Genomic DNA, 23,827 nt, shown 5'->3' with positions numbered 1-23,827 from the left:
AAATAATTTAATAGTAAAATTCTTAAAATTTATTTATTCGAGAATACTTATGTTTTCAAAAAAAGACATCATCGTACTAGGTATGATGATTTTTGCTTTATTTTTAGGTGCGGGAAATATTATTTTCCCACCGATGGAGGGGTACTCCGCAGGCAACCATTGGGCAACCGCTTCGCTAGGATTTGTGATAACAGGCGTACTCATGCCATTTATTACATTGGTTGTTGTGTCAGTATTAGGACGCGGTGAAGAGCTAACCAAGGATTTACCTAACTGGGCAGGCGTAGCCTTTTTAAGCATTCTTTATTTAGTGATTGGTTCAACTTTTGCCATGCCTCGAATTACCAATGTCGCTTATGAAATGGCATGGTTACCATTGGGGCTCGTTGAAGATAGTGCGACGACACGTCTTATTTTCTCTGTGATCTTTAATATTATCGCAATGGGATTCATGATTCGCCCAAGTACCATTATTTCAACGGTGGGTGAAGTGATGACGCCAGCATTATTGGTATTATTACTCGTTGTTGGGATCACGGTTTTTGTTTCACCTCTTTCTGACATTGTTGCCCCATCGCGGGTGTATGCCGAGAATTCAGCACTAACTACAGGATTAATTAGTGGTTATCAAACGATGGATGTACTGGCTGCGATTGCCTTTGGTGGCATTGTTGCACGGGCGTTGTCTGCAAAAAATGTGACCAATCCACAAAAGATTGTTCAATATACGATTTCAGCGGGTTTTGTCTCTGTCATTTTATTAGCTTGTCTATATTTTGCCTTATTCTATTTAGGGGCGACTTCTGATGCTGTGGCACAAGGTGCAACAAATGGTGGACAAATTTTCTCTCGTTATGTGAACAGTTTATTCGGCACGGCAGGAACCTGGATCATGGCAGGGATTATTACTTTAGCAAGTTTAACCACGTTAGTGGGCGTAACCAGTGCTTGTGGTGATTATTTCTCCAAGTTTTCGACACGTTTTTCCTATCCATTTTGGATTGTCTTCTTCACCGCCATGACGACAATCATTTCACAATATGGCTTAACAAAATTACTCCGAGTGACAATTCCAGCCTTGTTGTTGATTTACCCAATGGCGATCATGTTAGTAGTTTTACAGCTTGTGCGTAATAAATTGCCTTCTGTTCGATTGAGCTATTACGTAACCATCTTTGTGACAGTTTGTTTTAGTTTGGTTGATAGTTTGAAAAACTTAGATGTCTTGCCTGAAGGGTTGCATCAAGTCATGATTCATTTCCCGCTTTACTCACAAGGATTAGCTTGGTTGGTGCCTGCATTATGTACTTTAGTGTTCTCCATACTGTTAGGGAAAAGCATTTCCAAATAACAAAAATGCCGACAATGATTTGTCGGCATTTTTTATATCAAGTGCGGTTATTTTTTCACGCGTTTTTAGGCGGCAAGACGTTGTCTCACAATTTCAAATAAACATACGCCAGTCGCAACAGAAACATTCAGAGATGACACTGAGCCTGCCATTGGAATACTAATGAGTTGATCACAATGTTCACGAGTAAGACGACGCATGCCTTCACCTTCGGCTCCCATCACTAAAGCAAGAGAACCAGTCAGTTTAGTTTGATAAATGGTTTCTGTTGCTTCGCCAGCTGTACCTACCACCCAAATATTATGATTTTGTTGTAGATCTCTTAAAGTACGCGCTAAATTGGTTACACGAATTAACGGCACAGTCTCCGCAGCACCGCAAGCCACTTTACGAGCAATAGAAGTGAGTTGAGCAGATTTATCTTTCGGCACAATAACAGCGCTCACACCGGCCGCATCAGCAGTACGTAGACAGGCCCCTAGGTTATGGGGATCCGTCACGCCATCAAGCACTAATAAAAGTGGATTTTGTTTACGAGTAAGAAGTTCATCCAAATCATGTTCATTCAGCTCTTTGGCTTCTTGCACGCGAGCAATCACACCTTGATGCACTTCACCGTTGGATTTTTTATCTAATGTTTGACGGTTTACAAATTGCACCGCAATGCCTAAAGCATAGAGCTCATTGAGTAAGGGTTGTAGGCGTTTATCTTCACGGCCTTTCAGCACAAAAACTTCAATTAAACGTTCAGGGCTATTTGCTAAAATGCTGTTTACAGCATGGATACCATAGATATTTTCTGACATAGGGTTCTCTTGTTTATTATTTTTTGTCATTATTCTCCCTCTTTAGCAAAGAGGGAGGGAAGGGGAGATTGGGTAAAAAATATTATTTCTTCCGTTTTCTAGTCGATTTCTTAGAAACGTCTTTATTTTTGACCGCACTTTTACGTTTTTTTGACGCTTTAGGTGGCAGTTCCTTAAAGACTTTTTTTACTTTTTGTTTCGCCGTTTTGCCAACACGACGTGGTTTTCTGGCACTTTCGACTAAACTGAAATCGACCATTTTTTGTTCTAAATGAACGGCGACCACGCGAATTTTGACTTTATCGCCAAGACGATAAATCATACCACTATTTTCACCGATTAAACGTTGTTTTACCGCATCAAATTGATAGTAGTCGTTATCTAAAGTAGAAATATGGACTAAGCCGTCAATGAATAAATCATCTAAACGTACGAATAAGCCAAAGCCTGTTACAGATGAGATCACTCCGCTAAATTCAGCCCCTACGTGATCTTGCATATATTCACATTTCAGCCAATCTGCTACTTCGCGAGTGGCATCATCGGCTCGGCGTTCGGTCATCGAGCAGTGATCACCTAATAAATCCATTTCATCAAAGGAATAGTGATAGCCGCCAGTATCTGTGGTTTTACGTTTAGCGCCTTTTTCTTTTGCTAATAAATACTTAATTCCACGGTGAAGAGTTAAATCTGGATAACGACGAATCGGGGAAGTAAAGTGTGCATATTCCTCTAAAGCCAAACCAAAGTGGCCTATATTATCCGCATTATAAACGGCCTGGCTTAATGAACGGAGCAACATGGTTTGAATGAGTTCGTGATCCGGGCGATCTTTCACTTGCTCTAACAATTTTGCATAATCTTTTGTGGTCGGTTTCATGCCACCTTCAAGGCTTAAACCACATTCACTTAAAAACGCACGGAAAGACGTCAGTTTTTCTTCACTCGGAGCGGCATGAATACGATAGAGTGTAGGCTCTTTATGTTTTTCCATAAAGTTTGCTGCTGCAATATTCGCAAGGATCATGCATTCTTCAATGATTTTGTGAGCATCATTTCGCACAACAGGTTCAATGCGATCAATTCGTCCCATGGCATTGAAAATAAATTTGGTTTCAATGGTTTCAAAATCGATAGCACCACGTTGTTTACGGGCATTGAGTAATGTTTGATAGAGATGATGCAATTCTTCTAAATGTGGAACAAGTCCTTGATAACGCGTGCGGAGCTCATCATCGCCGTCTAAAATTGCCGCAACTTTCGTATAGGTTAAGCGAGCATGAGAATTCATTACCGCTTCATAAAAACGATAGTCTGTGAGTTTACCTTTGGCGGAGACGTGCATTTCACACACCATACACAAGCGATCAACTTGTGGATTCAGTGAACACAATCCGTTGGATAAAATCTCCGGCAACATTGGTACAACACGATTTGGGAAGTAAACGGAGTTACCTCGGTTATAAGCTTCAGTGTCTAATGCAGAACGTAAACGCACATAATAGCTGACATCGGCAATCGCCACCCAAAGTTTCCAGCCTTTACCGCTTTTTTCGCAATATACAGCATCATCAAAATCGCGCGCATCTTCGCCATCAATGGTAACCAGTGGCAGATTGCGTAAATCCACACGGCCTTTTTTTGCTTCTTCAGGCACTTCTTCTGTGAATTTTTTAACGTATTTTTCGACCGCACTTGGGAATTGGTGAGGGATGTCATGATTACGAAGGGCGATCTCCACTTCCATCCCTTTTGCCATATTGTCACCCAGAATTTCGCTAATGATACCAATAGGTTGAGTAAAGGAGGCGGATCGTTCTTGCAATTCGACCACGACAACTTGCCCCATTCTGGCGCCATTTCGGTGTTCATTAGGGACTAAAATATCTCGTCCGATACGACTGTCATCAGGCACCACATAGCTAAAGCCATTTTCTAAGAAGAAACGGCCGACAATTTGTTTTTTACGACTTTCAAGCACGCGAACAATACGGACTTCGCGACGACCACGACGATCCAAGCCGGCAGGTTGCGCCAATACAAAATCACCATGCATTACACGTTGCATTTGGTGATTAGGAATAAAGAGATCTTCTTTTTTGCCTTCGACTTGTAAAAAGCCATAGCCTTCGCGATGGCCAATGACCATGCCTTTGAATAAATCTAATTTTTCAGGCAAGGCATAGCGTTTACGTTTAGTGAAAACTAATTGTCCATCATTTTCCATGGCGCGTAAGCGGCGACGCATGGCTTCTTGTTGTTCGTCACTTTTAATTGAAAGTGCGGTCAGAATTTCTTCCCGACTCATCGGGGCATTATTTTCACGAATAATTTGCAGAATGTAGTCTCTGCTTGGGATCGGATTACCATATTTTGCTAATTCTTTTTGATAATTCGGATCCGCTTTTTTAAAAGATTTTTTGGCCATTTATTGTTTATTTTATGATTAATTTTTAAGTTGTGGGGTAGTTTACAGGTTAAAGGAGGGAATGCAAGCTCGTTATGGGGCGTTTGTGGCAGGACGGTTTAAGACAAACAAAAACCGCACCAAAGTGCGGTTTTATTTTTAAGCTGTTTTAGTGCTTTAATTACGCTAATTTTTTGATTTGAGCAGCTAATTTAGCTTTGTGGTTTGCTGCTTTGTTAGCGTGGATTAAGCCTTTAGAAGCCATACGGTCAACAACTTTTTGCATTTCAACGAATGCTGCTTCAGCTGCTGCTTTTTCACCTGCTGCTACTTGAGCATATACTTTTTTGATGTAAGTACGCATCATAGAGCGTTGGCTTGCGTTGTGTTGGCGGCGTTTTTCAGATTGAACCGCGCGTTTTTTTGCTGACTTGATATTAGCCAAGGTCAAACTCCTAAAATTTCTGTTAGATGATTATGACAAAATAAGGGCGTAGAATATGCCGATTTTTTATACTTTTGTCAATGAATAATTTGTGTTGATTTCGGTGAGACACAACCGAAAGTAAGCATCGTTATTTAAAAAAAGCGCTTTCTATTGGCTCACACAAACGATGTGGGCAGGATTTTATCAGTTTTTTTCGTTGGAATATAGCGTAAAAACAAAAATTCTATACAATTAAGGCAAATTTTTTTTGAAGAGACCCCTATTTTGAGTAAACGACTTTTAAAATCCGGCATTATCGTGAGTGGGATGACATTAGTGTCCCGTGTGTTAGGTTTAGTCCGCGATGTGGTAATAGCCCATTTGATCGGTGCAGGTGCGGCGGCAGATGTGTTTTTATTCGCTAACCGTATCCCAAACTTTTTACGTCGTTTATTTGCAGAAGGCGCATTTTCTCAGGCTTTCGTACCCGTATTAGCTGAATATCAAAAATCGGGCGATCTTTCTAAAACCCGTGAATTTATCGGGAAAGTATCGGGTACGTTAGGCGGATTAGTCAGTATCGTCACTTTGCTTGCCATGGTGGGATCGCCTGTTGTGGCGGCGATCTTCGGGATGGGATGGTTTACCGATTGGCTAAATGACGGTCCCGATGCACATAAATTTGAACAAGCGTCTTTACTCTTAAAAATTACGTTTCCTTATTTATGGTTTGTCACCTTTGTGGCACTTTCAGGCGCGATTTTAAATACGATAGGCAAATTTGGCGTGATGTCGTTCTCGCCTGTTTTACTCAATATCGCCATGATTGCGACCGCACTTTTCCTCGCACCAAGATTAGATAATCCTGATCTTGCCCTTGCTATCGGGATCTTCTTAGGCGGTTTATTACAATTTTTATTTCAAATCCCTTTCTTGAAGAAAGCAGGCTTACTCGTAAAACCGAAATGGGCATGGCATGATGAAGGGGTTGCCAAAATCCGTCGATTGATGATTCCGGCTCTGTTCGGGGTTTCCGTAAGTCAAATCAACTTGCTGCTTGATACGGTCATTGCCAGTTTCTTAATGACGGGCTCGATTAGTTGGCTTTATTATTCTGATCGTCTATTAGAGTTTCCACTTGGGCTATTTGGTATCGCAATTTCCACCGTGATTTTGCCGACACTGGCTCGCCATCATGTAAATCGAGAAGACAATTCTTCCCAAAGTGCGGTTGATTTCCGTAACACCATGGACTGGGGCGTAAGAATGATTTTATTACTCGGCGTGCCTGCCGCGATTGGTATTGCTGTGTTAGCCCAGCCAATGTTACTGGTATTGTTTATGCGTGGCAGTTTTACCTTAACAGATGTGCACGCAGCCTCTTATTCTTTATGGGCATTCAATGCGGGTTTACTTAGCTTTATGCTGATTAAGATCTTGGCTAATGGCTATTACGCACGTCAAGACACGAAGACACCTGTAAAAATCGGGATCATCGCCATGGTGAGCAATATGGGCTTTAATGTGTTGGCGATTCCATTTAGTTATGTAGGGTTGGCGATTGCTTCTGCCATGTCAGCAACCTTAAATGCTTATTTGCTTTATCGTGGTTTAGCCAAAGCGGATGTGTATCATTTTTCACGCAAAAGTGCGGTCTTTTTTCTGAAAGTTTTGGGCGCAGCCTTAGCCATGGGGGGCTTGCTTTGGTATAACTGCCCGTCTATCGAAGAATGGGCAGCAATGACATTTTTAATGCGTATCTATTGGCTAGCTTGGTTAATCGGACTGGCTGCGGTCGTTTATTTAGGTGTATTGGTGCTATTGGGTGTTCGTAAACACCATTTACTGACAAAACATTAAGTTACCGCTATAATGCACCGATTATTTTTTGTTTTTTTGGATAAGATGTAATGCAATTAATTCGTGGGCTTCATAATACACAGCCATATTTGTCAGGGTGCGCATTAACCATTGGCAATTTTGATGGCGTGCATTTGGGGCATCAGGCGATTTTGCGTCATCTTCGTCAGAAAGCAAATGCGCTGAATTTACCCATGGCGGTGATGCTTTTTGAGCCGCAACCGCGCGAATATTTTATGGGCGACAAAGCGCCAGCGCGCTTAATGCGATTAAGAGATAAATTGCATTATTTGGCTCAGGCGGGTGTGGATGTGGTGATCGTCGCAAAATTTGACCGCACTTTTGCTGATCTTCCTGCAGAAAAATTTATTGAAGATTGGCTTGTGCGAAAATTAAATGTGAAGTTTCTCAGCATTGGCGATGATTTCAAATTTGGTGCGAAACGTTTAGGCAATTTTGCGATGTTGCAACAAGCCGGAAAGCAGTTTGGTTTTGAAGTAGAAGACAGCCGCACCTTCTGTTTAGATGAGTTGCGTATTAGTAGCACCGCTATTCGTGAAGCGTTGGCTAAAGATGATTTACAGCATGCGCAAAATTTACTCGGTAAGCCTTATCGTATTTTCGGTCGTGTGATCCACGGCAATAAATTAGGCCGAACCATTGGTTTTCCTACCGCGAATGTTCGCTTACATCGCCAAGTGAACCCAGTAAAAGGGGTTTATGCCGTGAAAGTGCGGTTAAAATCAGGCGAGATTTTTAACGGCGTTGCAAACATGGGAAAACGCCCAACCATTAACGGTACGATACAATTATTAGAAGTCCATTTATTTGATTTTTCTCAGAATATTTATGGACAAATGGTCGAAGTGGAATTCTGCCATAAGATTCGCGATGAGATAAAGTTTCCGTCTTTTGAGGCGTTGAAAGCTCAAATTGAACAGGACGTAAAAACAGCGAAAGCATTTTTTGCAAAATAGAATTATATTGAAATATAAAATTGGAAAATAACATGACAGTTGATTACAAAAACACGTTAAATTTACCAGAAACAGGTTTCCCAATGCGTGGCGATCTAGCCAAACGCGAACCTGTAATGTTAAAAAATTGGTATGACAAACAGTTGTATCAAAAAATCCGCCAAGCGACTAAAGGCAAAAAATCCTTTATTTTGCATGATGGCCCTCCATATGCGAACGGCAATATTCATATCGGTCACGCCGTTAATAAAATTCTGAAAGATATTATTGTTAAATCTAAAACTGCATTAGGTTTTAACTCGCCTTATATCCCAGGTTGGGACTGTCATGGCTTGCCAATTGAATTAAAAGTAGAAGGTTTAGTGGGCAAACCAAACGAGAAAGTTACTGCAGCTGAATTCCGCCAAAAATGCCGTGAATACGCCGCAGAGCAAGTAGAAGGTCAGAAAAAAGATTTTATCCGTTTAGGTGTGTTAGGCGATTGGGATAATCCTTATTTAACAATGAACTTCAACACAGAAGCAAACATCATCCGTACACTCGGTAAAGTGATTGCGAATGGCCATTTATACAAAGGTTCAAAACCAGTGCATTGGTGTTTGGATTGTGGCTCTTCTTTAGCAGAAGCAGAAGTGGAATATGAAGACAAAGTTTCTCCATCTATCTATGTTCGTTTCCCAGCAGTAAGTGCGGTTGAAATTGAAGAGAAATTTAACGCAGTAGGCAAAGGCCATGGCAAATTATCTGCGGTGATTTGGACCACCACACCTTGGACAATGCCATCTAACCGTGCGATTGCGGTAAATGCAGACTTAGAATACAACTTGGTACAACTTGGCGATGAGCGTGTGATTTTAGCTGCTGAATTAGTTGAGTCTGTTGCGAAAGCTGTGGGCGTAGAACAAGTTGAAGTGTTAGGTTCAGTAAAAGGTCAGGCGCTTGAGTTAGTACGCTTTAACCATCCGTTCTATGATTTCACTGTACCAGTAATTTTAGGTGATCACGTGACCACTGATGGCGGTACAGGTTTAGTTCACACCGCACCAGACCACGGTTTAGACGACTTTATTGTAGGACAAAAATATAATTTACCAATGGCGGGTCTTGTATCGAATGACGGTAAATTTATTTCAACCACTGAATTCTTCGCAGGCAAAGGCGTATTTGAAGCCAATCCATTGGTTGTTGAAAAATTACAAGAAGTGGGCAACTTATTAAAAGTTGAGAAAATTAAACACAGCTACCCACACTGCTGGCGCCACAAAACCCCAATTATTTTCCGTGCGACACCGCAATGGTTTATCGGTATGGAAACACAGGGGTTACGCCAACAAGCATTAGGCGAAATCAAAGGCGTACGTTGGATTCCAGATTGGGGTCAAGCACGTATCGAGAAAATGGTTGAAAACCGCCCAGACTGGTGTATTTCTCGTCAACGTACTTGGGGCGTACCGATGACCTTATTCGTGCACAAAGAAACCGAAGAGCTTCATCCGCGTACCTTAGAATTGCTTGAAGAAGTAGCGAAACGTGTAGAGAAAGCCGGTATTCAAGCATGGTGGGATTTAGACGAAAAAGAATTATTAGGGGCTGACGCAGAAACCTATCGCAAAGTGCCGGATACTCTTGACGTGTGGTTTGACTCAGGATCAACCTATTCTTCTGTTGTCGCGAATCGTCCGGAATTTAATGGCCAAGATATCGATATGTATTTAGAAGGTTCTGACCAACACCGTGGTTGGTTTATGTCTTCTTTAATGCTTTCTACCGCAACAGATAGCAAAGCACCATACAAACAAGTATTAACCCATGGTTTCACCGTTGATGGTCAAGGCCGTAAAATGTCAAAATCTATCGGTAACATCGTGACCCCACAAGAAGTCATGGATAAATTCGGTGGTGATATTTTACGTTTATGGGTCGCTTCTACCGACTATACCGGTGAAATGACCGTTTCTGATGAGATCTTAAAACGTGCCGCGGATAGCTATCGTCGTATTCGTAACACCGCACGTTTCTTATTAGCAAACTTAAATGGTTTTGATCCGCAACGTGATGCGGTTAAACCGGAAGACATGATTAGCCTAGATCGTTGGGCGGTAGCTTGTGCGTTAGATGCACAAAAAGAAATTAAAGACGCGTACGATAACTATCAATTCCACACGGTGGTACAACGTTTAATGCGTTTCTGTTCTGTGGAAATGGGCTCGTTCTACCTTGATATTATCAAAGACCGTCAATATACCACCAAAGCAGACAGCCTTGCGCGTCGTAGCTGCCAAACAGCGTTATGGCACATTGCAGAAGCATTGGTTCGTTGGATGGCACCAATCTTGTCATTCACCGCAGATGAAATTTGGGGCTACTTGCCACAAACGGCGACGCCACGTGCTGAATTCGTCTTCACTGAAGAATTCTACGAAGGCTTATTTGGTTTAGGCGAGAATGAAAAATTAGATGATGCTTACTGGCAACAACTGATTAAAGTGCGTTCTGAAGTGAACCGTGTATTAGAAATCGCTCGTAACGACAAAGTGATCGGTGGTGGTTTAGAAGCAGAAGTAACAGTCTATGCTAACGATGAATATCGAGCATTGTTAGAACAATTAGGAAATGAATTACGTTTCGTGTTAATTACCTCAAAAGCGGAAGTGAAACCATTAGCTGACAAACCAGCAGATGTAGCTACTGGTGAATTAGACGGAATTGCTGTAAGCGTCGCACGTTCTAACGGTGAAAAATGTCCACGTTGTTGGCATTATTCCGACAAAATCGGCGTGAATCCTGAACATCCTGCACTTTGCCCACGTTGTGTGGAAAACGTAGCGGGTAACGGCGAAGTACGTCAGTTCGCGTAAGCTTAACACCATAAACACCATAAAGAAAAAGAGCGGTCAAAATTGACCGCTCTTTTTTTATGCTGAAATGCACAGAAATAAAAAAGGCTGACATGAATCAGCCTTAAAGATTTTATTGGTTAAAAGTATTACACACAGAAGGATTAGCGCTTTGTAAGCCTTTTCTAAACCATTCTAGACGCTGTGCAGATGTGCCGTGAGTGAAGCTATCAGGCACCACATAACCTTGGCTGCGTTTTTGTAAACGGTCATCGCCCACAGCTTCTGCTGCATTAAATGCTTTTTCTTCATCACCGCGTTCAAATAAACCACTTTTTACCGCTTGGCTCGCCCAAACACCGGCGAAGCAGTCAGCTTGAAGTTCTAATTGAACAGAAAGTTGATTTGCAGTTTTACGATCGCTGCTTTGTTGTGCGCGATTCACTTGCGGCAGAATGCCGAGCATATTTTGTACGTGGTGACCAACTTCGTGTGCAATCACATAAGCAAAGGCTGAATCACCTGCTGCACCCAGTTTATTTTTCATTTCATTATAGAATGATAAATCAAGGTAAACTTTGCGATCGCTCGGGCAGTAGAATGGACCCATTGCAGATTGACCGGTGCCACAAGCGGTCGGCGTTACACCATTGTAAAGCACCATGGTTGGCTCGCTATAGGTTTTACCCATTTGTCTGAAATATTGTCCCCAAACGGTTTCAGTGTCTGCTAATACAACTTTAGAAAGACTCGCAAGCTGCTGTTCTTCTTGGGTTTCTAATTGTTGAGAGCTTTGTCCTGAAAAATCAGGCGTACCCACTAAGCCTGAAAGATCCACACCATAATAAGCGCCGACTAAAAGAATGATAATACCGAGTACACTGGCGCCTTTTCCGCCACCGAAGTTACCGCCGCCAGAGCCACGTCTATCTTCAATATTTGAGCTTTCTCTACGACCTTCCCAACGCATAATTTGTCCTTTTTGTGTGAGTAAATTAAAAATCGGCGTATTCTATCAAAGTGCGGTCAATTTTAGATCAGTTTTCTTGAAATATTTACATAGCTTTACACTCTGATTTATAGACTTCTTAAGGGAATTTCAGTATCGTAATACTCCCTTAAACAAACATACAAAAGGAACTTTAAAATGGGTTTATTTGATTTTGTCAGTGACATTGGTAAGAAAGTTTTCTCTAAAGAAGAAGATGCATCTAAAGCAGTGACTCAACACATCGCTGAAGATAATCCAGGTGTAGAAAACTTATCTGTTACCGTTGAGAATGGTGTAGCAAATATCCAAGGTGTGGCATCAACTGCCGCAGCATTAGAAAAAGCAGTATTAATGGCAGGTAACATTCAAGGTATCCACTCAGTAACGAGTGATGCAAGCATCAATAACGGTGAAACCTTAGGCAGTGATGAAACATTCTATGTAATCCAAAAAGGTGACACCTTGTGGAAAATCGCTGAGAAAGCTTATGGAAATGGCGCGAAATATACCGCTATCGTTGAAGCGAACAAAGAAGTGATTAAAGACGCGGATAAGATTTTCCCAGGTCAAAAAATTCGTTTACCGAAAGGTTTATAATTCGATAAAAAGTGCGGTTATTTTTGACCGCACTTTTTTCTTTATCAAAAATTGTTGATAAATTGTGCAATTTTAGCCGGTTTTCCAGTGAATTTTCCGGTTTCTATCGACTGTTTGATTTTCTTTCGCTATAATTTGGCGGTTTTTTATTTTTACAAACAATAACGTGTTCGGTGTGGTTTTTACCGAGTGCAACATTAATTGAGGTTACAAATGTCATTAAATATTGAAACAACTCAAGGTTTAGAGCGTCGTGTGACGATCACCGTTCCAGCTGAAGCTGTAGAAAAAGCAACTCGTGAAGAATTCAAACGTGCAGCAAAAAATGTACGTGTTGATGGTTTCCGTAAAGGTCACGTGCCAGCTCACATCATTGAACAACGTTTTGGCGCATCAATCCGTCAAGATGTATTAAACGATTTATTACCACGTCATTTCTTTGATGCAGTAATCGCTGAGAAAATCAATATCGCAGGTCGTCCAACTTTCGCTATCGAAACGTTTGAACCTGGTAAAGATTTATCATTCACTGCAACTTTCGAAGTGTACCCAGAAGTTGAATTAAAAGGCTTAGAAAACATCAAAGTTGAGAAACTAACTGTTGAAATCACTGAAGCTGATATCGATAAAATGATCGATGTATTACGTAAACAACAAGCAACTTGGGTTGAAAGCCAAGCAGCAGCGAAAGCAGATTCACGCGTAACAATCGACTTCGTTGGTTCAGTAGATGGCGAAGAATTCGAAGGCGGTAAAGCAACAGATTTCGTTCTATTCATGGGCCAAGGTCGTATGATCCCTGGTTTTGAAGAGGGCATCGTAGGCCACAAAGCAGGCGAACAATTCGATATCAATGTGACTTTCCCAGCTGAATACCATTCTGAAAACTTAAAAGGTAAAGATGCAAAATTTGCGATCACCTTGAAAAAAGTAGAAGAAATGGAATTACCTGAATTAACAGATGAGTTCGTTGCTAAATTTGGTCCTAACACCAAAACTGTGGCAGATTTACGTGCAGAAATCCGTAAAAACATGGAACGTGAATTGAAAAACGCATTAGTTTCTCGCGTTAAACAACAAGTCATCAACGGTTTAATCGAACAAAACCCAATTGATGTTCCAGCTTCTGCAGTAGAAGAAGAAATCAATGTGTTACGTAACCAAGCAGCACAACGCTTCGGTGGCAATGCACAACAAGCTGCACAATTACCACGCGAATTATTTGAAGCTGATGCAAAACGTCGTGTTCAAGTCGGTTTATTATTCTCTGAAGTGATCAAATCAAACGAATTGAAAGCGGATGAAGAACGTGCGAAAGCAATGATCGCGGATATCGCTTCTGCTTACGAGCAACCAGCTGAAGTAGTTGAATATTACAGCAAAAATGAAGAGTTAATGAACAACATTCGCAACGTAGTATTAGAAGAACAAGCAGTTGATGCCGTTCTTGCTAAAGCTCAAGTGACTGAAAAAGCGTCTTCATTTGATGAGATCATGAATCCACAAGCATAATAATTGATAGAACGTGAATTAAATTCACAGGTATATCATCGAAAAGTGCGGTCGTTTTTTTCAATGAAAAGCGACCGCATTTTGTTTTTACTGATTTTCGGGTAGAATATTGCCCAATTTTTTAGCACATATTTAGGGGCAAAAATGAGTGTAATTCCTATGGTTGTCGAACAAACTTCTCGTGGTGAACGTTCGTACGACATTTATTCCCGCCTATTAAAAGAGCGCGTGATCTTCTTGAGTGGTGAAGTAGAAGATCGTATGGCAAATTTGATCGTGGCACAGCTACTTTTCTTAGAATCAGAAGATCCGAAAAAAGACATCAATATTTATATTAATTCACCAGGCGGTTCAGTGACTGCGGGTATGGCAATTTACGATACCATGCAATTTATTAAACCGGATGTGCGTACTCTTTGCATTGGCCAAGCTTGCTCAATGGGCGCATTTTTACTTGCAGGAGGTGCAGCAGGAAAACGTGCTGCATTACCGAATGCACGAGTGATGATTCACCAACCGTTAGGTGGTTTCCGTGGACAAGCATCAGATATTCAGATCCACGCGCAAGAAATTTTAAAAATTAAACAAACCTTAAACGAGCGTCTTGCTTTCCATACAGGTCAAAGCATCGAACGTATCGAAAAAGACACCGATCGTGACAACTTTATGTCGGCAGAAGAAGCAAAAGCTTACGGCTTAGTGGACGATGTGTTGATTAAACGTTAAGGATTTAACATGACAACAAATGATAACGATCTTCACTGTTCTTTCTGCGGAAGAGAAAAAAGTGAAGTAGGTAAATTAATTGCGGGTACAGATGGTTATATTTGTAACGAGTGTATCGAGCTTTGCCACAGTATGTTGGAAGACAGTGGAGAAATCGAAACACCTAGCGAACTGGCAGTTGAAGAAAAATTACCGACACCGCACGAAATTCGTGCACACTTAGATGATTATGTGATTGGACAAGATTATGCGAAAAAAGTCTTGTCAGTGGCGGTTTACAATCACTATAAACGCTTACGTACGAACCACCAAAGCAATGATGTGGAATTAGGTAAAAGTAACATCTTGTTAATCGGTCCAACAGGTAGCGGTAAAACCTTATTAGCACAAACCTTAGCTCGACGTTTGAATGTGCCTTTTGCTATGGCCGATGCGACGACGTTAACTGAAGCCGGTTATGTGGGTGAAGACGTGGAAAATGTTCTGCAAAAATTATTGCAAAACTGCGATTATGATACAGAAAAAGCAGAGCAGGGCATTATCTATATTGATGAAATTGATAAAATTAGCCGTAAATCAGAAGGTGCGTCTATTACTCGAGATGTGTCTGGTGAAGGTGTGCAACAAGCTTTATTGAAATTAATTGAAGGCACTATCGCATCTGTACCGCCACAAGGTGGACGTAAACACCCTCAACAAGAAATGTTGAAAGTGGATACCTCAAAAATCCTCTTTATTTGTGGTGGGGCATTTGCTGGCTTAGATAAAATTATCGGTAAGCGTACACAAACTGATACAGGAATTGGCTTTGATGCGAAAGTAGAGAAGGAAGAAGAGAAAGAAAATCTTTCTGAATTATTCCGTCAAGTTGAGCCGGATGATTTAATGAAATTCGGTTTAATTCCAGAATTTATCGGTCGTCTTCCGATGATTGCGCCATTAAGCGAATTAGATGAAGAGGCGTTGATTCAGATCCTTACTCAACCGAAAAATGCACTGACCAAACAATATCAAGCATTATTTGGTTTAGAAGATGTGGAACTTGAATTCACCCCAGAGGCATTAAAAGCGATGGCGAAAAAAGCCCTTGAACGTAAAACCGGTGCACGTGGTTTACGCTCAATTGTTGAGGCTGTATTGTTAGATACGATGTATGATTTACCTTCAATCGAAAACTTGCAAAAAGTGATTGTGGATGAAGAAACCATCGTTGATAACAAACCACCAAAGCTCGAATATAAAAATTAACAGAAAGTGCGGTTGTTTTTTCTAACATTTTTCATAGGCAATCCCGAAAGAAAATGCTACAATCGCACGTCCTGAAATTAATCTAAAAATTATTTATCCCTTATTTTATACGGATTCACTTATGGCAACTGAAATTGTTGAGAAAAAGAAACACGACCAAGAACAAGTCGTAGAAGGAAAATCAAAAGGCTTAAACACTCTTCTTTGGATTCTTTCTGTGGCATTTTTTACTGCTGCAGCGATTGGTAACGTTTATTTTAAAGACGCCTTCTCTTTACCTGTACGTGTAGTTGGCGTAGTTGTCGCTTTATTAATTGCCTTTGGTTTAGCTGCAATTACTAATCAAGGTACAAAAGCTCGTACATTCTTTAGCGAAGCAAAAGTTGAAGGTCGTAAAGTGGTATGGCCAACTCGTGCAGAAACACGTCAAACAACTTTAATCGTAATTGGGGTAACCGTGCTTACCTCTTTATTCTTCTGGGCAATTGATTCAATTATCATTGCATTGATTAACTTCTTAACTGATTTGAGATTCTAAAATGAGCGAAACTGAAAACGTATCCAAAAAACGTTGGTATGTATTGCAAGCATTCTCAGGCTTTGAGAGTCGTGTTGCAATCACATTGCGTGAATATATCAAACAACAACAAATGGAAGATCAGTTTGGCGAAGTGTTAGTGCCGACTGAAGAAGTCGTTGAAAACGTAGCAGGTAAACGTCGTAAAAGTGAACGTAAATTCTTCCCTGGCTATGTATTAGTTGAAATGGCAATGAATGATGACACATGGCACTTAGTGAAAAGTGTACCACGTGTAATGGGTTTTATTGGTGGTACACCAGATAAGCCAGCGCCAATTTCTAAACGTGAAGCAGATTTAATTTTAAATCGTTTAGAGCAAAGTGCTGAAAAACCACGTCATCGTAAAGAATATCAACCAGGTGAAGAAGTACGTGTGACAGAAGGTCCATTTGCTGACTTTAATGGTACGGTTGAAGAAGTGGATTACGAAAAAGGCCGCTTAAAAGTGTCTGTATCTATCTTCGGTCGTGCAACACCAGTTGAGCTTGAATTTGGTCAAGTGGAAAAAACACGTTAATTTCCCTTTTCCAAAATAAGAGATTTAATGACCGCACTTAAGCAATAAAGTGCGGTTGTTTTTCGAGTAGTTTTTCTACTTGAAATTTCGAGGCTGATTAATTAAAATACAGCCTTTCATTAACAGGGGAGCCGATTTCGGCGTTATCACCCATTTAGAGGAAACTAAAAAATGGCAAAAAAAGTCCAAGCATACGTTAAGTTGCAAGTTGCAGCTGGTATGGCAAACCCATCACCACCAGTTGGTCCTGCATTAGGTCAACAAGGTGTGAACATCATGGAATTCTGTAAAGCATTCAACGCTCGTACTGAGAGCATTGAAAAAGGTTTACCAATTCCAGTTGTTATCACTGTATATGCAGACCGTTCATTCACTTTCATTACTAAAACTCCACCAGCAGCAGTATTATTGAAAAAAGCTGCAGGTATTAAATCTGGTTCTGGTAAACCGAACAAAGATAAAGTGGGTAAAGTAACTTTAGATCAAGTTCGTCAAATCGCTGAAACTAAAGCAGCAGATATGACTGGCGCGACTATCGAAACTAAAATGAAATCAATTGCTGGTACTGCTCGCTCAATGGGCTTAGTGGTGGAGGAATAATACGATGGCTAAATTGACTAAAAAAATGAAAGCAATCAAAGCTGGCGTAGATTCTACTAAAGCATACGAAATCAACGAAGCAATCGCGTTATTAAAACAATTCGCAACAGCTAAATTCGTTGAAAGTGTTGACGTTGCAGTAAACTTAGGTATCGATCCTCGTAAATCAGACCAAAACGTTCGTGGTGCAACTGTATTACCACACGGTACTGGTCGTGAAGTACGCGTAGCTGTGTTCACCCAAGGTGCTAACGCAGATGCAGCTAAAGAAGCTGGTGCTGATTTAGTCGGTATGGAAGATTTAGCAGAGCAAATCAAAAAAGGCGAAATGAACTTTGACGTTGTTATCGCTTCTCCTGATGCAATGCGTGTTGTTGGTCAATTAGGTCAAGTATTAGGCCCACGTGGTTTAATGCCAAACCCTAAAGTTGGTACCGTAACACCAAACGTTGCTGAAGCAGTTAAAAATGCTAAATCTGGTCAGATCCGTTATCGTAACGATAAAAACGGTATCATCCACACAACAATTGGTAAAGCAAACTTCTCTGAAGTTCAATTAAAAGAAAACCTTCAAGCATTATTGGCTGCTTTAAACAAAGCAAAACCAACTACTGCAAAAGGTATCTTTATCAAGAAAGTAAGCATCTCTACAACTATGGGTGCTGGTGTGGCTGTTGATCAAGCTTCACTATAATTAAGCGTTAAAACTTAATTCAAATTAACCGCACTTTGGGTAACTAAAGTGCGGTTATTTTTTACATGCTTTCAATAAGTGAAATATTGAGAATATAAAAAGAGCGCTCAAATTTTATTATATTTTGAATTTGACCGCTCTTTTTTATGAGAGATTACTTCGCTAAAGCAAAAATGGCTTCAATAGCTTCTTTGGTATACGTTTTTTCCACTTTCGCTCTGATTGCAGTTTGAGCCGCATTATCGACAATTTCAGCTAAGGTTTTATCATCAATACCAAGTTGTTCAAGACGAGTTGGTGTGCCGATTTTATCAAACCAAGCTTTTAAGACGAAGATACCCTCTTCAGCATTATCTAGGCCAAATATTTCTTTAGCAAAGCGTTTGAATTGAGCAGGTCTTTGAGATTGATACCATTGCATCCACGCAGGCATAATGACGGACAGCCCAGCTCCATGTGGCACATCTGAAATCGCACTCATGGAATGCTCAATCATATGATTTGGGAAACCGTAAGGTGAGATACCTAAATGCGTTAAACCATTTAACGCAAGTGTAGCCGCCCAGGCAAATTCACTACGTGCATTGAGATCTTGTGGGTCATTAAGCAAGATTTCCGTGGTGCGAATAACCGTTTTAATATTGCTTTCTACTAAGAAATCAATAATTTCAGGGCGATATTCAGCCGTGAAGTAGGCTTCAATAGAATGAGCAATAATATCCGCAGCAGAATACACTAAATAATCACGACTGACGGTCGCTTGTAATTTCGGATTAATGACTGATACTTTTGGGAATAAATGGTTGCTGTGAATCGAATATTTTTGTTGCGTTTCTTCATTGGTAATGACTGAGCCCCAGTTCATTTCACTGCCTGTTGCTGCAAGGGTGATTACATCAAAAATCATCAATGCTTTTTGCACAGGTGTGCCTTTAAAGAAGTCCCAAGTATCACCGTCATAGCACGCACCTGCTGCGATCGCTTTCGCACTATCAAGGCAAGAGCCGCCACCAATACTCAACACACTATCTGCACCAAAGGCTTTTGCCATTGCAACGGCTTCACGGACTTTACTGATTGTTGGGTTACTTTTTACCCCGCCACATTCAATGTATTCAATGCCATGCTCACGCAAGCTTTTCGCCACATCTTCAAATAAGCCTGATTGTTTGACACGCTCACTACCATAGATAATTAAGGCCTTTTTTGCAGCGTATTCGTGCATATATTTCCCCATCTCTTTTTCTTTATCGAGTCCAAATTCAATGCGAGTTGGGTTTTGAAAACTAAATGGATACATATTTATCTCCTTATTATCTGTTAAGTGCGGTCAGTTTTTGCGTTGTTTTTATTCCACAAAATAATAATGCGGAATGAAGTGGCTATCATTGCCGGTAACTGGGGTAAAATCTTCTCTTAATCCAATTCCACAAGCCACATCACCCACTACCCAAGAACCAATCATAGGATACATACCATCAAAATTTGGCAGTTCAAATTTTTGTTGATAGATGTAACCTGCTTGATCGTAAAAGGCAGAATGTTCGCTACCTTTGGCAGCAAATTCTAGACCATTACGTTTTTCATAGTAAGAAACATTGGCACCCTCACGGCCCAACGTCGGTTTTTTCACCCATATTGATTGACGATCGGTAATATCATGTTTACTAAAGTAAGCGGGTAGTAATAAAGGGTGGTTTGGATGTTTTTGCCACAATTTCGCTAATAGCACTTTATTGCTTAATAGTAATTTCCACGCTGGTTCAATAAAAGTGGTGGATGAATTAAGCATGTGTGGCGCATATTCTGTGGTGGTCATCCATTCGAGCGGATAGAGCTTAAATAAACAATCAATAGGTTGATTATTCAGATCGAGGAATTGCTGACTGTCTTTATCGTAGCCAACATCTTCAATGGCAAGTTGATGAATATGCCAACCTGCGTTGTAAGCCACATCCGCTAAGTAATCAATATTGCCCCAATCCTCACGGCCTGCCTCTTGCATGGCACTAAAATGGAAATCGTTTAGTCCTGTTTGCTGTTGAATAAACTGAAAGCGATTAAGTAATTCTTCGTGAATCCAATTGAATTGATCACGATGTGCTAAGCCTTCAATTTGCTCTAACCATTGCCATTGCACCACAGCCGCTTCAAGCAGGGAAGTAGGGGTGTCGGCATTGTATTCAAACATTTTCAGGTTTTCACCGTCATAACCAAAATCAAAACGGCCATATAAGTGTGGTACGTTTTTAGCCCATGTTTGTTCAATCAGATTTTTCTGTAAATCGGTGAAGCGATAATGGGCATAATCACCTTGTTTAATTTCATCGGCAACAAAGTCCATACACATCGCGTGCAATTCGTTGGTGGCGTCTTCAATACGATCGATTTCCGCTAGGGTAAATTCATATGCTACATTGTCCGACCAATAATGGGAGCCATCAGAGGAAGGCAGATTATAGTAATCAAAGCCTACATTTAATAATTGTTGCACCATATCGGGGCGAGTAGGAAAGCCTGTGATTCGTTTCATATTTAACCGCCTGAACTACGGCTGCTGCTTGAATTTGAGCTTTTAAAGCCACCGCGTGAAACCGGTTTGCTGTAAGTGCTGCCTGCATTACCTTTCACTAATACAGGTTTACCGACAGAACGATTAGTTTGCGGTTGGATAACTTGACCTGTTGGTGTTGAAACGGCACGGTTACTTGGATTGTAGCTAGGGCCTAAAAATGAGCCCATCGTACGCGCGATCATATAACCCATCGCGGCACCAGCAATCGCACTGCCCATACTACCGTGTCCTTCTCCTGTTGCAGAACTCGTGTGGCTTGTTCCCTCAGAACCACTTGAGTTGCCAGAATGAGTTGCGCCATCTGGATTTAAGGTTTGTTTGACGGTCTGATTGCCTTCTGACCATTCGCTATTATTGCTTGGACGTGTATTTAAATTGCCTGAGAGAGAGGAGTCAGCTTCGCATAATTCAATTTTTTGCCAATCGGCTAAACAATCCTCAAGGCTGTTATAAACATCACGTTGAACTTGCTCTTCTGAGCAGCCGCCCAATAAAGCCACAATGGAAAGGCTGACGAGAACTTGATTTTTCTTTTTCATCATAGGGTTAAAGTGTTAATAATTCAGTTAAATGATTGATTTCTAATGTAGGCAAAACACTTGCTTCAGTAAATGAATTGAGGTTTTTGCCTGATAAATTAATCCATACAGCTTGGCAGCCGGCTTGAATGGCGCCTTGAATATCCGTGGTTAAGTTATCACCAATATGTAAAATTTCACTTGGTTTTACGCCAAAATAATGGGCGGTTTGGTGGAACAAATCTTGATGAGGTTTCGCTCTGCCTTGCTCTCCACCACGTAAACTCAGCTGAAAGTGTTCAAACCCAATACGTGTTGCAATCACATTACCATTGGTAATCACGCTAAGCGGGTAGCGATCTTTAAGTTGGTTTAATACTTTAATGCTTTCAGCTGGCACATCAATTTTGTGTCGCCATTCAATAAATTCTTCCATAGCGATGGCCAAAGTGCGGTCAATTTCAACCGCACTTTTACCATGATGCATCAGTAAGTGCCGTAACGTTTCGACCCGCCAGGCGATCACATCTTCAGCAATCAAGGGATCTTTCTCCGCCAATTGCCATTTCCATTCTCGCCAATATTCTGAGGTAAGATCGGTTAGTTGTGCGTGTTCTTGTACACATTGAAGAAAGCGTTCTTCGGCCAAACGAATGACATCACTATTATCGTAAAGGGTGTCATCAAGATCAAAACTCATAACCTTGAAAGGCTGAAGACCGCGGTAAAATCGCATAGTTAATCCTATTTAATGGTATTGACACCAAGCCATGCTGTTGCACGTTCATTGGTGATTTCTTCGTGTGTCCACATACTCATTAAGTCAGGCTGAGGATGCTTGTTGGTGTTATAGCCGATCAAATGGGCAAAATCAAATACAGCATGCGGATAGCCGTTAATAAGCAATAAGGCTAAATAACCACTTTCATCCCAGCAGATTTCTAATTTACGTGCTTCGTGGTGATTGCGTGTGTTATCGACGTTATAAACATGTAAGCAATCGACAACAGGCTGCGCATTTTGACGCATATCTAACGCATAAAAATAGCCGGTTTCACCGTCATCTTCAAACATTACCGCTAGATGATCATGCACAGTTGAGTGTGTGCCGACTTGTTTTGGTTGACCGAGAAAGAGTTGATCTTCGAGGGTTAAATGTAACATTTTCTTTCCTTTAAATATTAGATAGAAAAACACCGCACTTTTATGCAAAGTGCGGTGCTATTTTACATTAAATTAAGCAAAAATTATGCTTGACCTTTAACCGCTTTTAAACCTAAGAACGGAGCTGGTGTACCAGCACGCTCTAATGCTTCTTCGATACGGATTAATTGGTTGTATTTCGCAATACGGTCAGAACGGCTCATAGAACCAGTTTTGATTTGACCTGCTGCTGTACCAACCGCTAAATCAGCGATAGTCGCATCTTCAGTTTCACCTGAACGGTGAGAGATAACTGCGGTGTAACCTGCATCTTTAGCCATTTTGATTGCTGCTAAAGTTTCAGTTAAAGAACCGATTTGGTTGAATTTGATTAAGATAGAGTTTGCGATACCTTTTTCGATACCTTCTTTTAAGATTTTGGTGTTAGTTACGAATAAGTCGTCGCCCACTAATTGAACGCGGTCGCCTAACACTTTAGTTTGGTATGCAAAACCATCCCAGTCAGATTCATCTTGACCATCTTCGATAGACACGATTGGGTATTGTTTAGTTAATTCTTCAAGATAGTGTGTGAACTCTTGAGAAGTGAATGAACGGCCTTCGCCTTTCATTTCGTATTTGCCAGTTTCTTTGTTGTAGAACTCAGAAGATGCACAGTCCATTGCTAAAGTCACGTCTTTACCTAATACATAACCTGCTTTTTCTACAGCTTCTTTGATACATGCTAAAGCGTCAGCGTTAGAGGCTAAGTTAGGTGCGAAACCACCTTCATCACCTACAGCAGTGCTCATGCCTTTAGATTTTAATACTTTCGCAAGGTTGTGGAATACTTCAGCACCGATACGAAGTGCTTCGCGTAATGTTTTCGCACCAACTGGTTGAATCATGAATTCTTGGATATCAACGTTGTTATCTGCGTGCTCACCACCGTTGATGATGTTCATCATTGGTAATGGCATGGAGTAAACGCCTGGCGTGCCGTTAAGTTCTGCGATGTAAGCGTAAAGAGGTAAACCTTTAGACGCTGCAGCGGCTTTTGCGTTTGCTAAAGATACCGCTAAGATTGCGTTTGCACCGAAGTTAGATTTGTTTTCAGTACCGTCTAAATCGATCATGATTTGGTCGATTTCAGCTTGGTTAGACGCTTCTTTACCTACTAATGCATCCGCGATAGGACCGTTTACTGCAGCAACCGCTTTTAATACACCTTTACCTAAGAAACGAGATTTGTCGCCGTCACGTAATTCTAATGCTTCACGAGAACCGGTAGATGCACCTGATGGAGCAGCTGCTAAACCAACGAAACCACCTTCAAGATGAACTTCAGCTTCTACAGTTGGGTTACCACGAGAGTCGATGATTTCACGACCAATGACTTTAACGATTTTTGCCATTTTGTTTTCCTCTGTTTAAAGTTAATTAAAATTAGTTAGGCGAACC

22 protein-coding genes are annotated in these 23,827 nt (G+C 40.9%); 12 read left to right on the top strand and 10 right to left on the bottom strand.

The window, feature by feature from the left end; all coding sequences use genetic code 11:
* Positions 1-49: 49 nt before the first annotated feature.
* Positions 50-1,351 carry a branched-chain amino acid transport system II carrier protein gene (brnQ, locus tag DPV97_RS04965; RefSeq protein WP_070714727.1) on the top strand — a complete coding sequence of 434 codons (1,302 nt, stop codon included), beginning with the start codon at positions 50-52 and terminating at the stop codon, positions 1,349-1,351.
* Positions 1,352-1,416: 65 nt separating this feature from the next.
* Here brnQ and rlmB read toward each other — a convergent pair whose 3' ends face one another.
* The 3 genes from rlmB to rpsT all read right to left on the bottom strand — a co-directional run bounded on the left by rlmB (position 1,417) and on the right by rpsT (position 5,009).
* Positions 1,417-2,157 carry a 23S rRNA (guanosine(2251)-2'-O)-methyltransferase RlmB gene (gene rlmB, locus DPV97_RS04960; RefSeq protein WP_049372684.1) on the bottom strand — a complete coding sequence of 247 codons (741 nt, stop codon included), beginning with the start codon at positions 2,155-2,157 and terminating at the stop codon, positions 1,417-1,419.
* An 82-nt stretch (positions 2,158-2,239) separates the two neighbouring features.
* A complete protein-coding gene (gene rnr, locus DPV97_RS04955; protein WP_070714731.1) occupies positions 2,240-4,585 on the bottom strand; it encodes a ribonuclease R in 2,346 nt (781 codons plus the stop codon).
* Between the two features lie 160 nt (positions 4,586-4,745).
* Positions 4,746-5,009 carry a 30S ribosomal protein S20 gene (rpsT, locus tag DPV97_RS04950; RefSeq protein WP_005695217.1) on the bottom strand — a complete coding sequence of 88 codons (264 nt, stop codon included), beginning with the start codon at positions 5,007-5,009 and terminating at the stop codon, positions 4,746-4,748.
* Between the two features lie 267 nt (positions 5,010-5,276).
* Here rpsT and murJ point away from each other — a divergent pair, with 267 nt between their 5' ends.
* Genes murJ through ileS form a run of 3 tightly spaced genes read left to right on the top strand, consistent with a single transcriptional unit; the run spans position 5,277 to position 10,686 of the window.
* The gene (gene murJ, locus DPV97_RS04940) at positions 5,277-6,851 is read left to right on the top strand and encodes a murein biosynthesis integral membrane protein MurJ (protein WP_070714733.1); all 1,575 of its coding nucleotides are present in this window, start codon (positions 5,277-5,279) and stop codon (positions 6,849-6,851) included.
* A gap of 50 nt (positions 6,852-6,901) precedes the next feature.
* Entirely contained in the window at positions 6,902-7,828 is a 927-nt protein-coding gene (ribF, locus tag DPV97_RS04935) for a bifunctional riboflavin kinase/FAD synthetase (RefSeq protein ID WP_070714735.1), read from the top strand.
* Between the two features lie 32 nt (positions 7,829-7,860).
* A complete protein-coding gene (ileS, locus tag DPV97_RS04930) occupies positions 7,861-10,686 on the top strand; it encodes an isoleucine--tRNA ligase (protein WP_070714737.1) in 2,826 nt (941 codons plus the stop codon).
* A 112-nt stretch (positions 10,687-10,798) separates the two neighbouring features.
* Here ileS and ypfJ read toward each other — a convergent pair whose 3' ends face one another.
* Complete coding sequence (gene ypfJ, locus DPV97_RS04925) at positions 10,799-11,635, bottom strand: KPN_02809 family neutral zinc metallopeptidase (protein ID WP_070714739.1); 837 nt, start codon at positions 11,633-11,635, stop codon at positions 10,799-10,801.
* Between the two features lie 177 nt (positions 11,636-11,812).
* Between ypfJ and lysM the strand changes: the two genes are divergently transcribed.
* The 8 genes from lysM (at position 11,813) to rplA (ending at position 18,130) form a co-directional block, all read left to right on the top strand.
* Positions 11,813-12,253 carry a peptidoglycan-binding protein LysM gene (lysM, locus tag DPV97_RS04920; RefSeq protein ID WP_014064256.1) on the top strand — a complete coding sequence of 147 codons (441 nt, stop codon included), beginning with the start codon at positions 11,813-11,815 and terminating at the stop codon, positions 12,251-12,253.
* A gap of 213 nt (positions 12,254-12,466) precedes the next feature.
* Positions 12,467-13,765: a trigger factor gene (gene tig / locus DPV97_RS04915; RefSeq protein WP_070714740.1), complete on the top strand. Its 1,299-nt coding sequence runs from the start codon at positions 12,467-12,469 to the stop codon at positions 13,763-13,765.
* A gap of 144 nt (positions 13,766-13,909) precedes the next feature.
* Entirely contained in the window at positions 13,910-14,491 is a 582-nt protein-coding gene (gene clpP, locus DPV97_RS04910; protein WP_049364030.1) for an ATP-dependent Clp endopeptidase proteolytic subunit ClpP, read from the top strand.
* A 9-nt stretch (positions 14,492-14,500) separates the two neighbouring features.
* Positions 14,501-15,739, top strand: coding sequence for an ATP-dependent protease ATP-binding subunit ClpX (clpX, locus tag DPV97_RS04905; protein WP_005698128.1), 1,239 nt, complete (start codon positions 14,501-14,503; stop codon positions 15,737-15,739).
* Positions 15,740-15,860: 121 nt separating this feature from the next.
* Positions 15,861-16,277 (top strand): preprotein translocase subunit SecE, encoded by a 417-nt coding sequence (gene secE / locus DPV97_RS04900; protein ID WP_049357890.1) that lies wholly within the window; start codon positions 15,861-15,863, stop codon positions 16,275-16,277.
* A 1-nt stretch (position 16,278) separates the two neighbouring features.
* Complete coding sequence (gene nusG / locus DPV97_RS04895; RefSeq protein WP_005695227.1) at positions 16,279-16,836, top strand: transcription termination/antitermination protein NusG; 558 nt, start codon at positions 16,279-16,281, stop codon at positions 16,834-16,836.
* 171 nt (positions 16,837-17,007) lie between these two features.
* A complete protein-coding gene (rplK, locus tag DPV97_RS04890) occupies positions 17,008-17,436 on the top strand; it encodes a 50S ribosomal protein L11 (protein ID WP_005695228.1) in 429 nt (142 codons plus the stop codon).
* Positions 17,437-17,440: 4 nt separating this feature from the next.
* Complete coding sequence (gene rplA / locus DPV97_RS04885; RefSeq protein ID WP_005695230.1) at positions 17,441-18,130, top strand: 50S ribosomal protein L1; 690 nt, start codon at positions 17,441-17,443, stop codon at positions 18,128-18,130.
* Between the two features lie 154 nt (positions 18,131-18,284).
* Here rplA and DPV97_RS04880 read toward each other — a convergent pair whose 3' ends face one another.
* From DPV97_RS04880 to eno, 6 genes are all read right to left on the bottom strand, one after another.
* Positions 18,285-19,430: an iron-containing alcohol dehydrogenase gene (locus tag DPV97_RS04880; RefSeq protein WP_070714742.1), complete on the bottom strand. Its 1,146-nt coding sequence runs from the start codon at positions 19,428-19,430 to the stop codon at positions 18,285-18,287.
* Positions 19,431-19,478: 48 nt separating this feature from the next.
* The gene (locus tag DPV97_RS04875; protein WP_070714745.1) at positions 19,479-20,663 is read right to left on the bottom strand and encodes a glutathionylspermidine synthase family protein; all 1,185 of its coding nucleotides are present in this window, start codon (positions 20,661-20,663) and stop codon (positions 19,479-19,481) included.
* 2 nt (positions 20,664-20,665) lie between these two features.
* Positions 20,666-21,244, bottom strand: a complete 579-nt coding sequence (locus DPV97_RS04870) for a DUF1190 domain-containing protein (RefSeq protein ID WP_070714896.1) — start codon at positions 21,242-21,244, stop codon at positions 20,666-20,668.
* Positions 21,245-21,251: 7 nt separating this feature from the next.
* Complete coding sequence (locus tag DPV97_RS04865) at positions 21,252-21,959, bottom strand: HAD-IA family hydrolase (RefSeq protein WP_070714746.1); 708 nt, start codon at positions 21,957-21,959, stop codon at positions 21,252-21,254.
* 8 nt (positions 21,960-21,967) lie between these two features.
* A complete protein-coding gene (locus DPV97_RS04860; protein WP_049364023.1) occupies positions 21,968-22,387 on the bottom strand; it encodes a DUF2251 domain-containing protein in 420 nt (139 codons plus the stop codon).
* An 83-nt stretch (positions 22,388-22,470) separates the two neighbouring features.
* Entirely contained in the window at positions 22,471-23,781 is a 1,311-nt protein-coding gene (gene eno / locus DPV97_RS04855) for a phosphopyruvate hydratase (protein WP_005627703.1), read from the bottom strand.
* Positions 23,782-23,827 lie beyond the last annotated feature (46 nt).

The organism is Haemophilus parainfluenzae, assembly GCF_003253005.1.
Taxonomy (GTDB): Bacteria; Pseudomonadota; Gammaproteobacteria; order Enterobacterales; family Pasteurellaceae; genus Haemophilus_D; species Haemophilus_D parainfluenzae_M.
Note: the sequence above shows the minus strand (reverse complement) of the source record. Positions and strands in the feature narration are given on the sequence as shown.